The 16,297-nt window shown below is 46.7% G+C and carries 11 protein-coding genes and 1 pseudogene; 10 read left to right on the forward strand and 2 right to left on the reverse strand.

Annotated features, from left to right (window positions below; all coding sequences use genetic code 11):
* Positions 1–97: 97 nt before the first annotated feature.
* Positions 98–1,801, forward strand: a complete 1,704-nt coding sequence (locus tag ACOZB4_RS17985; RefSeq protein WP_379406807.1) for an ABC transporter substrate-binding protein — start codon at positions 98–100, stop codon at positions 1,799–1,801.
* A gap of 78 nt (positions 1,802–1,879) precedes the next feature.
* Positions 1,880–3,109, forward strand: coding sequence for an alpha-L-fucosidase (locus ACOZB4_RS17990; protein ID WP_379406808.1), 1,230 nt, complete (start codon positions 1,880–1,882; stop codon positions 3,107–3,109).
* A gap of 121 nt (positions 3,110–3,230) precedes the next feature.
* On the opposite strand, the gene ACOZB4_RS17995 is transcribed toward ACOZB4_RS17990, so the two are convergent.
* On the reverse strand, positions 3,231–3,995 hold the full coding sequence (locus tag ACOZB4_RS17995; protein ID WP_379406809.1) for a hypothetical protein: 765 nt from the start codon (positions 3,993–3,995) through the stop codon (positions 3,231–3,233).
* A gap of 372 nt (positions 3,996–4,367) precedes the next feature.
* On the opposite strand from ACOZB4_RS17995, the pseudogene ACOZB4_RS18000 reads away from it, so the two are divergent.
* The 5 genes and pseudogenes from ACOZB4_RS18000 to ACOZB4_RS18020 all read left to right on the forward strand — a co-directional run bounded on the left by ACOZB4_RS18000 (position 4,368) and on the right by ACOZB4_RS18020 (position 9,591).
* Positions 4,368–5,479 (forward strand): annotated as a pseudogene (locus tag ACOZB4_RS18000) (RNA-guided endonuclease TnpB family protein).
* Between the two features lie 188 nt (positions 5,480–5,667).
* Positions 5,668–6,234, forward strand: coding sequence for an SF0329 family protein (locus ACOZB4_RS18005; RefSeq protein ID WP_379406810.1), 567 nt, complete (start codon positions 5,668–5,670; stop codon positions 6,232–6,234).
* A gap of 60 nt (positions 6,235–6,294) precedes the next feature.
* Entirely contained in the window at positions 6,295–6,999 is a 705-nt protein-coding gene (locus tag ACOZB4_RS18010) for a demethylmenaquinone methyltransferase (protein ID WP_379406811.1), read from the forward strand.
* A gap of 232 nt (positions 7,000–7,231) precedes the next feature.
* On the forward strand, positions 7,232–8,221 hold the full coding sequence (locus ACOZB4_RS18015) for a tRNA dihydrouridine synthase (RefSeq protein ID WP_379406812.1): 990 nt from the start codon (positions 7,232–7,234) through the stop codon (positions 8,219–8,221).
* Between the two features lie 209 nt (positions 8,222–8,430).
* On the forward strand, positions 8,431–9,591 hold the full coding sequence (locus tag ACOZB4_RS18020) for a cobalamin-independent methionine synthase II family protein (RefSeq protein ID WP_379406813.1): 1,161 nt from the start codon (positions 8,431–8,433) through the stop codon (positions 9,589–9,591).
* 105 nt (positions 9,592–9,696) lie between these two features.
* Here the strand turns inward: ACOZB4_RS18020 and ACOZB4_RS18025 are convergent, their stop codons facing one another.
* Positions 9,697–10,437 carry a TVP38/TMEM64 family protein gene (locus ACOZB4_RS18025; RefSeq protein ID WP_422759586.1) on the reverse strand — a complete coding sequence of 247 codons (741 nt, stop codon included), beginning with the start codon at positions 10,435–10,437 and terminating at the stop codon, positions 9,697–9,699.
* Between the two features lie 185 nt (positions 10,438–10,622).
* Between ACOZB4_RS18025 and ACOZB4_RS18030 the strand changes: the two genes are divergently transcribed.
* The 3 genes from ACOZB4_RS18030 to ACOZB4_RS18040 all read left to right on the forward strand — a co-directional run bounded on the left by ACOZB4_RS18030 (position 10,623) and on the right by ACOZB4_RS18040 (position 16,207).
* On the forward strand, positions 10,623–11,315 hold the full coding sequence (locus ACOZB4_RS18030; protein ID WP_379406815.1) for a response regulator transcription factor: 693 nt from the start codon (positions 10,623–10,625) through the stop codon (positions 11,313–11,315).
* Positions 11,308–12,639, forward strand: coding sequence for a HAMP domain-containing sensor histidine kinase (locus ACOZB4_RS18035; RefSeq protein ID WP_379406816.1), 1,332 nt, complete (start codon positions 11,308–11,310; stop codon positions 12,637–12,639). The genes ACOZB4_RS18030 and ACOZB4_RS18035 overlap by 8 nt, the downstream gene beginning before the upstream one ends.
* A gap of 193 nt (positions 12,640–12,832) precedes the next feature.
* Complete coding sequence (locus ACOZB4_RS18040; protein WP_422759587.1) at positions 12,833–16,207, forward strand: HEAT repeat domain-containing protein; 3,375 nt, start codon at positions 12,833–12,835, stop codon at positions 16,205–16,207.
* Positions 16,208–16,297 lie beyond the last annotated feature (90 nt).

Raw genomic sequence — 16,297 nt, forward strand, 5'->3', positions numbered from 1 at the left:
TGAGGCTGTACATTATTCAGATACGGCAAAAGCTCGTGGCGGCACAGGAAAGGGGCCAAGCGCCCGAAATACTGATGATAAACGGGGGGTATATTCGATGGAAAAGAGCATGAAGAAGAAAAACTGGCTAGGCTTCATCAGCTGCCTGATGGCTTGCATGCTGCTGCTTAGCGCCTGCAGCGGCACCAAATCGGCCGATTCCGGCGATCAGGCAAACGGCAAAACGGCTGCAGATGAAGATTTGTTTACGCCTGTCGGTTCCTATCCGATCGTGAAGGAGCCTATGACCATTAAAATGTTCGCACCTCAATACGCGTCGATCGAAAACATGGATACCAACCTATTTACCAAACATCTTGAAGAGAAGACGAACATCAATATCGCTTGGGACCTTGTACCGGAAAATGCTTTGAACGACCGCAAGCAGCTCATGCTGGCCGGCGGCGATTATCCTGAAGTCATTCTCCAAGGGAATTTGACCAAGGAAGAGCAAATGAAGTATGGGTCGCAGGGCGTGTTTATCCCTCTGAATGATTTGATAGACCAATATGCACCCAATATCAAGAAAGCGATGGAGGATATCCCTTACATGAAAGCCTCCATCACGACTCCGGACGGCAACATCTATGCATTGCCGCAGGTCAATGAATGCTACCATTGTGACAATGCGCTCAAAATGTGGATCAATAAAAAATGGCTCGATAAAGTGGGACTGCCTGTTCCAACGACAACTGACGAATTTTATACTGTGCTGAAAGCGTTCAAAGAGAAGGATCCGAACGGCAACGGCAAACAAGATGAACTCCCACTGACAGGCTCGGATGAAATGTGGGCAGGCAACGTCTCCGCCTTCCTGATGAACTCGTTTATCCTTGATGATTACGTCGACAAGGGTTCGGGTACGTTCCTCCGCGTCATTGATGGCAAAGTTGATTTTACGGCAAACAAAGAAGAGTGGAAGCAAGGCATCCTTTATCTGAATCAATTGTACAAAGAGGGATTAATTGATCCCGCAGCCTTTACCCAGAATGCGGATGCGATTCAACAAATGGCCAACCGCGAACCGGACAATATTATGGGTACGCTTTCAACTGCATTAATTAGTTATGCTTACAGCATGGATGATAAGGCGCCGCGTCATAAAGATTATGTTGCCCTGCCTCCGCTAAAAGGCCCGAATGGTGTGCAGCAGACGCTGAATTTTGCGGGAATCGCTGTCTCACAATTTGCGATTACGAATAAAGCGACGAGCGAGCAGCAGATTGCCGCCATCCGGTTAGCGGATTATCTGTATACGGAAGAAGCGATCCTGTTGCAGGAATATGGCCCTGAAGGCAAAGGGTGGCGGAAAGCTGAATCCGGAGAAAAGGGTATGGATGGAAAGCAGGCTAAATATACAGCTATTCCTATCCCCGACAAAAAGCCGACGCATAATGACGGTTGGGAGCAGATCGGTCCATCACTGAGAACCTACGCTTATCGCGCGTCCTGGACAGCTCCTCAGGATCCGCTCGCTCCCGATGGATACGGTACCCGTCTGAATCAAGTCTCCAAGGAATATGAACCGTATCAATCCAAGGAGCAATATCCAGGGGGATTGTTCATAGCGCTTGAAGATGCCGAGCTCGTAGCTCAGATCAAGACAACGCTTGTCGACTACGTGAAATCCAATATGGCGCAGTTTATTACAGGCTCCAAAGATATTAACAAAGAATGGGATGCATATGTGAAAGGGCTGGATGGCATGCAGCTGAACCAGTACCTGGAAATCTATCAAAAGGCATTGGATGCCGGAAAATAATGCTAAATCGGTTCACTGCGCACGGGTCTCCCTTGCGCAGGGGATCATCATTTTCATAGAAAGCAGGTGTATGATTCAATGAATGAACTTGCAAAGCCATCTCCACAGCAGCTGGCATGGCAGGATATGGAGCTGGGTATGTTCTGCCATTTCGGTATGAATACGTTTTGCGATCAGGAATGGGGAGACGGGACGGATTCAGCGGAAATCTTCAATCCGGAGCAGCTTGATGCCCGGCAGTGGGCTAGAACCGCAAAACGCGCGGGCTTCAAATATCTGGTATTGACCGCAAAGCATCATGACGGATTCTGTCTGTGGCCAACGAAAACGACCGATTACTCCGTGAAGTCCAGTCCGTGGAGGGACGGTAAAGGGGATGTTGTCCGTGAAGTTGCCGATGCCTGCAGAGAGGAAGGGCTCCAGTTCGGGCTGTATCTGTCCCCCTGGGACCGACATGAACCTTGCTATCCCGATAAAGAGGCTTATGATGATTTTTATGCGGAGCAATTAACGGAGCTTTTGACCGGATATGGACCGCTGGTCGAAGTATGGTTCGACGGAGCCGGTTCCCAAGGCAGGGAATACGATTGGAACAGAATCATCGGTCTGGTGGATCGATACCAGCCGGATGCAATGGTCTTTAATATGGGACGCCCGACCATCCGCTGGGTAGGGAATGAAGACGGCGTCGCCCCTTATCCGTGCTGGAATACGGCCACCACGGCGAAGGAGAGTATGTTCACCAGCGATATGATGACCTGGATGGAAGGAACCCCGGGCTGGGTACCGGCTGAATGCGATGTTCCGATCCGCAAGCTTCACTGGTTCTGGCATCCTGACGATGAAGCAAGCTTAAGAAGCCTGGAGGAAGTACTGGATATTTATTACCGCTCGGTCGGCCATGGCGCTACGCTGCTCTTAAATATATCCCCGGACAACCGCGGGCTGCTGCCTGAAGTGGATGTGAAGCGTGTCATCGAATTCGGAGATGAAATCCGCCGCAGATTCGGGCAGCCGGTTGGCCAAACGAGTGGAGAAGGAAGCGAGCTGCTTCTGAAGCTGGAGCATAGCCAGCCAGTAAATCACGTAATCATCATGGAGGACATAACCCATGGGGAGCGTGTGCGTGAATACGCGCTTGAAGCATACAGCCAAGGCGAATGGAAAGAGCTTGTACGTGGAAGTGCGATTGGGCATAAAAAAATCGACCGGTTCGACACCGTCGAAACCGATCAATTGCGTGTCAGAATCCTTTCCAGTGTGGTGAAACCTTTGATCCGCAATTTGGCCGTATATCACGTGGAATGATTTTCATAAGTGAAATTAGTAACCAAAAACAGACTGCCGCGGCAGTCTGTTTTTCGTATTTAGTACTTCGTCTCCATTTCTTAAACGGAAGCTTAGAAAATACTGTCTGGGTATCTTGATTCTACGCGCTAATCACGTTACCGCAATAGTCACATTCCTTCTCATCGTTAGGATATACGATGATCCTGGCTCCGCAGCTTGGGCATTCCAGGGATTTAGGTCCGCGCCCCCGATCCTCGCTTTCATCGTATTCATCTGCATATTCCTCATCAACATATTCATATTCTTCGTCTTCGTACTCCTCATCACCGTATTCGTCTACATATTCTTCATCATAATCATCATCATAGGCTTCATGATACTCTTCGGTCTCAAGGTCGAGGATGCCATTTTGGATTCGGCCGAAGGGCAGCATGTGCTCTGTGATCATAAAATTCAAGTCTCGAATGACGTGATTGGGAGATTGTTTCGTCGCTACGGCGATATGATCAATCTCTTTGATTCTTCTGTTTATAACAAGGTGGTAATACTGGTGCAATAATAAGCTGAATTTGCGATCTGCCCGGCTGCCCAATATGAAAAAAGCGATAGCCGGAATTAGAAGTATTACTCCATATAGCCAGGCAGAATCCCAGAAAAGTTGAACATCCTCAGGGTTGTTGAGGTCAAAAGCTAAAATAAATAATCCCATGATTAAAATATAAGTATAAACCCAAAGCCATCCAATCAGTCGATGATTTCTTCCCTTGCGAGAGTGATGAACATGAGTCGTAAGTACACGGAATAATGTCATCAAGAGACCGACGGGATATAATGTGAAGGCGAGTGTTAAAATGACACGGTCGAACTTGGAATATTTCGATTTATAAGGTAAATAATCTTCCATCCTTAGTACTCCTTTTCATACGGTTCTATCTGGTTCTAATATACTATCATTGTATACGATTTATGGTCTTTGTTGTTGCATGATTTGGAAAAATACGGTGCAACATAGAAGCAGATATTCCATTCAATATGTGGGACATGTTATGGGTTGTTTTTTGGCAGGCGTTTATTCATGCTTTGCGTAAGGACACTCGTGACTTCAGTCGTGAGAGGAATTGCGTTTTTTTCCTCCTTAGAATCATCGCAAATGCTCCTTCTTTCTCAAAAAACAAACAACTACTTTGGACTAGAACAACGTTTGGTATAATGGTAAATATAAACGTTACGTCCCTGTTCCTACTTCGATCCTCACGGAAAGGATGGGTGAGATCTGTTGAAGCTAACGGTTACCGCCAAAATCAAAATTTTACCTTCACCAGAGCAGAAAGAGTTGTTGTTCCAGACACTCCATGCCTATCGGATGGCCAGCCAATTTGTATCGAAGCTCGTCTTTGATGAGAAGGTGCTCCACCAACAGAAGCTGCATCTCTTGACGTATCGCAAGCTTCGTGCCGATTTCGGGCTTCGCTCTCAAATGGCCAATCGGTGATGAAGACGGTCATTGCCCGCTATAAGTCCATTCAAGGAAATGGGCATCCCTGGACTCTTGTACGATTCAAGAAGCCGGAACTCGATTTGGTCTGGAACCGCGATTACTCCATGCGAAACCCAATGTTTTCAGTCAATACCTTATCCGGGAGGATCAAGGTCCCCTTTGAAAGCAAAGGCATGGAACATTATTTGGATGGAACATGGACATTCGGTACAGCCAAACTGGTGCATAAGCGCGGAAAGTTCTTCTTGCATATCCCCGTGACCCAACCTGTGGACGAACCGTCCGTGCATGACATCGAAAGAATCGTCGGTGTAGATATGGGGATCAACTTTATCGCCGTCAGCTATGATTCGCGGGGAACAACCGCATTCTTCCACGGCAGAAGGGTCAAGAACCAGCGTTCAAAGTACAAGCGGCTTCGCAAGCGGCTGCAACAGGTTGGAACAGCTTCCGCCCGCAGAGCGATCAAGCGTATCGGACAGCGAGAAAACCGTTATATGACCGATGTCAACCATCGGATATCGAAGGCACTCGTTGACCGGTACGGAGCGAATACCTTATTCGTTGTGGAAGATTTAACGGGCATTCGCCATGTGACAGAACGTGTTCGCATCCGGGATCGATACGAGAGCGTGTCATGGTCGTTTTACCAACTTCGTCAGATGATCGAGTACAAAGGGATTCGTTCAGGCGCCAAGGTGATCGCAGCGAATCCGGAGTACACGTCTCAGAAGTGCCCGAAGTGCCTGCGTACAAACAAAGCGAACCGCGACAGGAAAAAGCACCACTTCTGTTGCAGAGAGTGCGGCTACGGCTCTAATGATGATCGAATTGGAGCCATGAATCTTCAGCGCATTGGAATGAAGTACATCGCTGAAGTGGCTGTGTAGGTATACCTGTACAGCCGGGCAGCAGTCAACCTGCCTATCGTAACGCCATGTTAAGGAAGGAGGCCTAACCCGCCGCTCTCACTTCCGGGCAGTTACAAGCTCGCGACTTCAGTCATGAGTTGTTGACACTGAATAAGATGTGCAGAATGATACCGCGCCCCTCAGGGTTTGAAAACATAGGAGGAACCATGTCCTGGAGCAAATTGAAGCAACAGCTGGAGAGTTTTCTCAGTCCTGCATTAGCTGGAAGAGTTGAATATCGCGCCACCGGTTATCGTTATTTACCTGATAAAGCAGGGCTTTGTTATATTTCGGTAGATAAAAAGAACGTACTCAATATGAGTGATAAAACCAGCTCCATCAGATGGTATCAGACGGAGCTGGAAATTAAGAATGATCCCAATATCCAAATTCCGATCAGCGATGATGAATTGGAAGCCGTCAGAAAGGAAACGAAAGGGACCGTTCCAGAGGATCGTCTAAACGTAATTGCAAGAAACAGAAAAGTATCCGTACTCGCAAAGGAGCTTTTGTCAGCACAGGCTGCATTAAGTAAATCCAATTTTGTCGCTACAGCGAATAAGTTCTTATCTACTTCTATAGAAGAAAGCATAGAGAGCGATGATATCTTATTGAATATTCTAGCTTTGGTAGACAGACGAGTTGGCAAAAAGCGGATTTTAAACATGGCAGATAGGATGAAGCTAAAGCATCCGATTGTGCAATATTTTTATGAACTGCGGCGCAGTGCGTGATGAGCATAAATAATTTTCGTTGAAAGAATCATATTGCACTTGTGGAAGAGAGGGAATTTCATGTCTGAACAAACAAAGTCGGAAAGAGTTCATCAGGTATTTGAAAAGATATCGGATCAATACGACTCGATGAACTCGGTCATCACTTTTAGGAGACATATCGCATGGCGCCATGATGTTATGAAACGGATGAAGGTGAAAGAAGGTAGTAAAGCTCTTGATGTGTGCACTGGAACCGGGGATTGGGCGATTGCTTTAGCAAATGCTGTTGGAACGCATGGAGAAGTCATTGGATTAGATTTTAGCCAAAACATGCTCAAAATAGCCCAAGATAAGCAAGAGCAACAAGCTTTAAAGCAGCTTACCCTTATCCAGGGAAATGCCATGGAGCTTCCTTTTGAAGATGATTCATTTGATTATGTAACTATTGGTTTTGGTTTAAGAAATGTACCCGATTATTCAACCGTGTTGCGGGAGATGTATCGAGTAACTAAACCAGGCGGACAAGTCGTTTGTTTAGAAACATCCCAACCCACAGTAATCGGTTATAGACAAGCTTCCCTCTTTTATGTTCGCTATATCATGCCCTTGCTTGGAAAGTTTATTGCCAAAAGTTATGATGAATACTCATGGTTACAAGAATCAGCTCGTCATTTCCCCAATAAAAATGTACTGAAACAAATGTTTTTGGAAGCGGGATTTTCCAAAGTAGATGTAAAAAGCTATAGTGGCGGTGTCGCGGCAATGCATATGGCGATAAAATAAATAATAGCAAGGAGGGGCCACGCCCCTCTTTTTTTATTGGGGGTATGCACCTCTCTGGAATATGATATATTCATTAAAGTGTCTACGATTAACATATACTGCTATTTGATATACATTGCTTAAATATGCTATAAGTGAAGAAAAAGCAAGAGCATGAACAAGATCAAGAACAGGTTGGACTTACTATTTCGGGATAAAGATTTGTCCTGGTATGTATAGAGGGGTATTGGATATGACAGATAATTTTTGGCGTGATTTACCACGACCATTTTTTGTACTGGCGCCCATGGAAGATGTGACGGATGTTGTGTTTCGTCATGTTGTAAGTGAAGCAGCCAGACCGGATGTGTTTTTTACGGAGTTTGCGAATACAGAGAGCTATTGTCACCCGGAGGGGAACCATAGTGTGCGCGGACGTTTGACTTTTACAGAGGATGAACAGCCCATGGTAGCCCATATCTGGGGAGATAAGCCGGAGTGCTTTCGTCAAATGAGTATCGGCATGGCGAAAGAAGGGTTTAAAGGCATCGATATTAATATGGGTTGTCCTGTAGCGAATGTAGCAGAGAATGGGAAGGGAAGCGGGCTGATCTGCCGTCCCGACATTGCAGCGGAACTTATCCAGGCCGCCAAAGCCGGGGGACTGCCCGTCAGTGTAAAAACAAGGCTCGGTTTTAGTAGCGTAGACGAATGGCGCGACTGGTTAACCCATATTTTGAAACAAGACATTGTGAATCTGTCCATTCATCTGCGGACAAGAGATGAGATGAGTAAAGTAGACGCTCATTGGGAACTGATTCCGGAGATTAAGAAACTTCGTGATGAGGTGGCTCCAGACACACTTCTAACCATTAACGGGGATATTCCTGACCGTCAGACCGGACTCCAGCTCGCTGAACAATATGGAGTGGACGGCATTATGATTGGACGTGGTATTTTTCATAATCCGTTTGCTTTTGAGAAGGAGCCGAAGGATCATAGCAGTGAGGAATTGCTTGATCTGCTGCGGCTGCATCTGGATCTCCATGATCAATATTCAGCACAGGAGCCACGCTCCTTCAGACCTCTTGCTCGCTTCTTCAAAATCTATGTCCGTGGATTCCGAGGGGCAAGCGAACTCCGAAATAACTTAATGAACGCAAAATCAACAAGTGAAGTACGTGCGCTGCTCGATGAATTTGCAAGCAAGGATCATGATGAGGCAGATGAACACGGAAACTAAATGGATAGGCTGGAGAAACAACAGCGCTCCAGGAGAACGAATAACATTTTTAGAAAACATAGCCGAATTGGCTGTGTTTTTTCTTTTGGAAAATCTCAGCACTCCTTCTTGCTATAGCTTTTAGCTATAACTAGTTATGTTCTTTTGGTATGTCTTCTAACCCCGCTCGTCGTGATATGATCATCGTATACAACGAGGGGGTTATTTACATGACTGATAAGTTCCAGATCGTAGGAAGTTTGTTGCGGCCTGAAGAGCTGCTGAAATATAAAACGCAAATTGAACATCGTGATGATATCCAGTACCCTTTTTATGAGAATTTTGAAGGGTATGCCGAGTGCGAGACAGAGGCGATCAAACAGGTCGTGAAAAAGGAAATCGAGCATAACCTGTCGGTTATTACGGACGGTGAATTCTCCAAATCGATGTGGCATCTGGATTTTGTATGGGGCTTTGGCGGAGCCCAGCGTTATATCGCGGACCATGGCTACTTTTTCCGGGATGTGGACGGAACCTCGAAATATGAAACACGCAAAGATATTGGATTGCGCATTACTGACAAACTGAGCGGAAAGAATCATCACTTCATTAAACTGTTCAAACAGCTTCAAGATACGGCAGGCGATCAGCAAACGAAACTTTGCGTACCATCTCCTTCCCATATCTTCGGTGAACTTTCCTGGTCGGATAACATTGGCGGCACGGATGCGGTTTATCAGAACAAACAGGAGCTCAAAGCGGGCCTTGTGAGCGCGTATAAGGAATTCGTGGAGGAATTCGCTGCGGCAGGCGGCAAAATCTTGCAATTCGATGATTGCTTATGGGAGCTGTTTGCAGACGACAACCCGAACTCTCCGTTTACAGGGGAGCATATTAATCAAGCGGAAGTACAGGGGCTCGCCACCGAATTTATTGATATTAACAATACCGTGATTGACTTCGGTCATAGCCTTGGCTTGAAAATGTGGACACACAACTGCCGCGGCAACTATGATTCCCGCAACATGGGCGGTGGATCTTATGCGAAAATCGCCAACTTGTTTCTGAAGCAATTGAAATATGATCGCTTCTTCCTCGAGTGGGATGATGATCGTGCGGGTTCGATTGAAGCATTGGAGGTTTTCAAGGACAGACCGGAAACGGAGATTGTTCTGGGCTTGCTGTCTTCCAAAACAAATACGCTTGATGATGAAGCACGCGTAATCCGACTGCTTGACGAAGCATCCAAAATCATTGATAAGGATCGTCTGCTGCTCTCACATCAATGCGGCTTTGCGTCCTGCGATGGCGGTAACGAACTAAGCGAAGCCGAGCAATGGGCAAAAATCGATCAAGGTCAACAGATTGCCAAGCAATATTGGGGTAGCTAGACAATAAAACGAGATATTAATATAAACGGCGACCTTTTCCCGGAATCAATCAGGGGAGAGGTCGCCGTGTTTTTTGCAGGATGATGGTTTCTTGTATATCTTGTATTATCCTTTTTTTGTTACCAAATCTCTACTCTTTGCTAAGCTGGGGATTGCCTTGGGTTTGGCAGAAGGACTTGTCCCTTTCGATTTCTCCACTTTGGAGAACAAGTTCATCAATTTATCTTTATAGATATATCCGAGTACGAAACCAATAACGGCAATGACGGATATGATAATGGCGATGCTGTATTGTTGCATATGAATTGTGGACCCTACCGCGGCAGAGGCAATAATCCATGGCAGACGACCAACCAGAAGTATCGTGAAGAATCTTAAAGAACTCATGGATGTAAGAGCGGCAACAAATACGAGCATGTCTTTCGGCAAACCGGGAATCACGAAAAAGATAAACAAAAAGGCAGAGAACTTCTTCTCATCATGAATAAACGACATCCACTTATAGTCTTTCTTTTGCAGCAATCGCGCAATAAAATTGCGACCGATAAAACGAGTGAAATAAAAAGCAATCGCTGAGCCCAATACCAAGCCTACTGTAGTATAGAATGACCCAAGAGTAACCCCATAGATATATCCTCCTGCAACCTGCACCACTTCACCCGGAATAGGCGCAACCACGATCTGAAGTATCTGGAATAAAATAAACATGACCGGACCCCAATGTCCCGTTGAATGAATATACGCTCTGAAATTGTCCATGGACGACATGACTTTAATAATGGCAGGAGAATAATAGATCAGTAAACCAATGGACAAAATCATTAACAGACCCAACAGTATTTTCATGACTGTTTTTCTCGAAAGTTGTGGCATAGCTGATGACTCCTTTGCGTTATGACCTTTACTGATTACAGTATAAAACGAAAAAATGAAGAGTCACCTACATAACTTCTGAAGAATTCTTAAGTCGATTGTATCTGCTGGTAGTGGCTGCTAACGCATATTATACTGAAATTGGACGGAGGGATCGGATGAGCAAGCAAATTTTAATTGCTGACGATAACAGTGAGATTCGTGAAATTGTAAAGATTTTGTTAGAGAGCGAGAATTATGAAGTCCTTGAAGCGGTAGATGGTCAGGACGCAATTGATAAAGTGAATGAAGAGACGGATCTCATTATCTTGGATATGATGATGCCGAATAAATCGGGGCTGAAGGCGTGTCTGGAGATTCGTGAAAAAACAAGTGCTCCGATCCTGTTTCTCACAGCTAAAACGCAGGATTCGGACAAACAATTGGCCTTCTCCTCCGGGAGTGATGATTTTTTGTCCAAACCCTTTTCCTATACAGAACTCGTTGCAAGGGTAAAGGCATTGCTTCGAAGGTATTATGTGTATCGTGGCAAGGAGAAGAGGGAAGAAACGGACCAAATCATCATGGAGGATCTTACGGTCCATCAGGATTCCAAGACTGTTTTTGTTGGGGAGAAGGAAGTGGCTTTAACCGAAATTGAATACCAGATCTTGTTGTTGCTAGCGAAGAAACGGCGAAAGGTATTTTCGGCGGAAAACATATATGAGAGTGTCTGGGGGCAGCCCTACTTTTATACGTGTAATAACACGGTTATGGTTCACATTCGCAATTTGAGAAGCAAGCTGGAGGACGACCCACAGAACCCTAAATATGTGAAGACCGTTTGGGGGAAGGGGTACAAAATTGAATAGATTGCTAATGGGGAAAAAGCTGAAGATCAAATTGGTGCTGGCGGTTATGATTTCTTTAGTCATTTCCATAAGTACACTCGTTATTTTACAAGTTGTTGGTGAGACAGTACTGGATAATTACTTAAGCAAATCCACTTTTGTAGAGAACAGGCAGCAAGATGCGCTTGATCGATTCGAAACATTTGTGAATAGCCAGAACGTGTCAACCTCTGATCATGAGCGATTGTCCGCATGGGTAAGTGAGGAACGATACTTAAATCTGTATATTTTTGTAAAAGATAAATTGATATATTCCTCCAATACCGGGATTGATTCTGCCATCAATGAAGAGCTTTTAACCCAATTGGTACCATCGAAAATACCCATCAAGACGATTAGTTTCGCGGATCAGGATGCCCAGATATATCTGGTCGGCTTTTATGAGTATCAATATTATACCCTCATTCTGATTATTGGTGTTTTCGTCTCGGCTGTTGTGTTCATTGTTTCCTTTCTACTCTTTATTAACAGGAAAACATCATATATTGGCAGGCTTGAACAAGAGATTAAGATACTCGAAGGTGGAAATTTGGATTATTCGATTACGATATCGGGAAAGGATGAACTGTCGTCTTTGGCCCAAAGTATTGATGAGATGAGAAAATCATTTATTGAGCGGCTCGGCAGCGAGGAGAGGGTGAGGATAGCCAATCGTGAATTGATCACGGCAATTTCCCATGACCTCCGTACCCCGCTTACGATTCTGTTGGGATATATGGACATTATAGAACTCAACAAATATAAGACGCAGGAGGATTTATTGCAGTATATTCATAACAGCAGGGAGAAAGCTTATCAGATCAAGGCACTGTCGGACAAACTATTCGAATATTTTACGGTATCCTCTGCTGCGGAAGAAGAGGAAGTGGAATTTGAAATCTATGAGGGCAGAGCGCTTATCGATCAACTCATTGATGAACAACTGGTCGTTTTGGATGATATCGATGTTCAGATTCAGGCCAATTCTAATCACGAGAAATTTCTGCTGGAAATCAATCTGGTCGCCATTCGCCGTGTATTCGATAACATATTTTCAAATATTCGAAAATACGCCGATCCATCAGAGCCCGTTCAGATCAGGGTCTACTTGAAGCAGCAATGGGTCTTTCTTGTTGTAGAGAATAAGATTAAACGTGTCGGCAAAAAGAAAGATAGCAACGAAATCGGGCTCGTTAGTTGTCAGAAAATGATACAGCAGCACAACGGAACGTTGACGGTATCTCAGGAAAAAGATATCTTTTCGCTACAAATCACGCTGCCAATCATCTTAAATAAAGCGGGGTAGAGCAGCGGGAATGCAGATGAGGCTCACTTCCATACAGTATGGAGTTGATTCATCTCACTTTCATGACCATCCAACTATCCCCCGGCTGTGGCCATAGCACGAACAAACAAGAAGTTATATACTTCCAGGAGAGCTTGTGTAAATCGGTTACGTAGAAATTATAATCAGTTATAAGTACACGAGGGGAGAGGAAATGTTGACATATAACCATGATCTGATGAAAAAAGAGCAATTGCTCATGGAGCTGGATTCGCTGGGCTATTCGGACAGGATGAAGCGGATGGCGCTTCTGGGGCGCCAGCATAAAGGAGAAGCGGATTATTCCGCGCTGCTCGTATCTTTGCTCGAAAGCGGCACCGCCTATGAGGCGCATCTAGCTTTGACCGGTGCCGACGTAGTGCATGATGCTCATGCCGTTTTACTTGCCCTGAAGCATTCGAAGGCAGGAGTTAGGGGCCGGGCAGCTGGATTACTGCCAGAAGTGGTGACAGATCCGGACTTTTCAATTGAATCCGAAATCGCTCTGATGTCGTATCATTGCCGCCGCCAATTGCTGCGGAGCATCTTGAATACATATCGTCAGGATTGGGCGGAACGGCTGCTGCCGCTCGTGCTTGACCGGTGGGGCGCACAGGAAGCTTCCTTATTGTTGACCGTGTGCAGCGAAGAGACGGTTCGCAACAGGCTTCCGGAGCTGGGGTATGCCCTGCAGAATTGGCGGCTCTTAACGAAGCACTATCCCGATCTGGTTGCAGCATATTTCAAGAATGCTTTGCAGAACGCAACGCATCGGGAAAAGGTCACTATATGGTGGACGCTCTCATCGGCGATTGAAGTATTGAGTGTTACAAGACCCGCAATCGTGCTGGAATGTGCGCTTACGCTTGGGCCGACGGATATGATTCATCCTGTACTCAAGCAGCAATTGGGCATTCTGATTCAGGCCAGCCCTGAGGACGTATTCGAACTGCTGACACGTGAGGAGACACGGGAATATCTTTTGAATCATGGCGTTCCGGCAGGCGTGTTGAAGAAGAGAAAATGGTTCACCACAGCGCAGTGGACCACGCTGACTACCTTGCTTGCAGATCAGCCTGTGCATGTAGCCAAGGTGCTGGATACCCTTGCGCCGTCTTATCGCGAAGCGATGTTTGATACGGCTTATAAGGAAGACGAGCGGAAGACACGCATTTTCCCTATGCCGCTGCTGGATGTACTGCCACACCGACTGCGCGACAAGGAAGCTGCCCGCATGCTGGAACTTCGCGACATTCGTGATCATCAGGATGACATGCTCGAAACAACGGCACGCCGTTTCATTGTTAACGCCAGGGAGAAGCTGGAGCAAGCCGTCCAGGTGTCTAAAGCGGATGAGCGTGCTGCGGCCTATGCCCACCTTGTTCGGAGTACAGCTCTATCCCGAAGCGGAATGGATGAGACGCTGCGCTTCCTGACTCGAATCAAGAACGACCAGGATCCGGTGCGCTGGCAAGTTATGGTCGAGCTCTCAAACTGTCCTGCTCCCATGTTTAAGGATGAGCATGTGAACGATCTGACTGTGCTGGTGGATAGCGTGGTTGAAGCCAGGGACACTTCGTACGGGACAAGGTCCGCCACGGAGAAACTGGCTTTTGCCATACTGCGTGAACATGCATTGGAGCCGAAGGGCGAACTGTTCAAGTTCGCTTTGAGAACGTTTGGAAGATTGACGATGCGGGACGGTCAGTTTGCGCTCTTCTCGATGGATTGGGATAGCATACCAAGTTCAGCACTGGAAGCGTTGTTCGATGAGATTTATGCCTTTGGTGTAGAAGCGAACAAGCGCGAAAACGTAAGTGTGGTCCTGCGTATGGCTGATTTGTTCGGAAAAGCCGTGGATCGATTGCCGAAACTTCAGCTTCTGCTGGAGGAACTGTTGAAGGCTAAAACGGTATCGCCGCAGGCGGTTCATTATTGGCTGGCACCGTATGAAACTCGGGATGAGAGGGTTAGAGAACTGCTGGACAGAGACCCATCCTTCATCTCATTCCACGACGTATTTATGCATCTGCATCTGAAGCGTCAGGAGTGGCTTACCCCGTTCATCTCGGGAAAAATCATCAAAGGCAAGCATTTATCGGGAAAAACGATTTATGTTGTGCCCGCCTATAATGGATTTCATCGGTGGCTGCCGCGTCAGCAAAAGGCATTAGCTTCCCTCTTGGAACGGGTGGCATTGGATGCCAAACGGAGTTTCCATGAACGTGCGGTGGCGATGCGGAGCTTGGCCGTCATGCCGGATTATGAATCCGATCAACTGGAGGTCCTGCTGCAGGATGAGGAAGTGCATGTCGTCGAGGCAGCGCTTTACGCATATTCGTTATGGGAAGAGCCGGAGAAGGCACTTCCTGTATTACTGGGCAACCTGGATGGAGACCGTGCTCGGGTCGCCATGTACTCGATCCCCAGATGTTTGCGCAGGGTGAGCCCGGTCTTGTTGACGTCCATGCTGTCAGACTTGCTGAATCGGGAGAAATTGAAAATCACGGTCAGAAAAGAAGCAATCCGCCTGCTTGGAGCTTATAAAAGCAGTGAGAGCATGGCGCTTCTCATCCGTGAATACGAGAAACCGAATGTACACAAAGACGTGATAATCGCCATTGGTCACGCTGCCAGACAATGGCTCGATGATGAACGCAGCTGGACCCTGATGAGTGCCATGGCTGCTTCACCGCAGCGTGATATCGCAAGAAGCCTGCTTAACCAGTATGCTGGCGGACTTCCGGTGGAGGCTCGGCCAAGGTATTTGCAATTGATTATCGAGATTGCAGGGCATACCGATCCCGTTGTGGCAAGAGAGGCTTTCCAAGCCATGAGCCGTTGGGTGAATGGAAGCGAGGATAAGGTCGCGGCTTCCGCCGGCCGAGCGATTCTTGACTTGGAGGATAACGCCAGATGGAAGGCGGCGATGGATACGCTCATTGTGGCTTGTCGTGATGGGAAGGTGAACGATCGGGTCATCGGCGTTTGCACACAGTTGGCTAACACGGAGACGAAGGTTGAATGGAATGCTGCCCCGGAGAGAGACTTTCCAGAGCGGCAGCGTCTGGTGGCATTGATTGATAAGCTGATCTCATTACCTCCAAATGCAAGGCGGGTACTCATTCCTTTATATACGGGCATGATCGATGCTCTTAAGTCCCAAGAAACCCTGAAACCAGCCGTGATCAAGTTGCATTTGGCGATTATTGAATGGAACCAAGCGGATCAGGCTGCCTTGCATTTGGACCCTGTGATTCAAATGGTGAACACGCATCCGTATCTGTTGGATTATGCCTACAGACAGATCGCTCGGGCAGCCAATGCCAGCCAGGCGTATTGGAGGCCGGAGGCGATTCTGGACCTGGTGGACCATTTGAGAGATCGGCAGCCGTTTGCGGCCCAATATATCGGTCTTTCTTTGCTGAAGGTTGCGGGAACGTACCTTTTGTGGAACCAGGCTTGTACCGACCGTTTAAGAGCGTACCGGAATCATGAGCATGCGGCGATTCGTCTGGCGGCACTGGATATTTGGACCGTGCTTGAATGAGGGGAGCGAGGGCGATGCTATATTTAACTAACTTCAAACTCTCTTCTTCCATTTCCAGTAACCCGAATATATATCCCGATCATGTGTTCA

The organism is Paenibacillus sp. NPDC058898, assembly GCF_049316025.1.
GTDB lineage: Bacteria > Bacillota > Bacilli > Paenibacillales > Paenibacillaceae > Paenibacillus_AQ.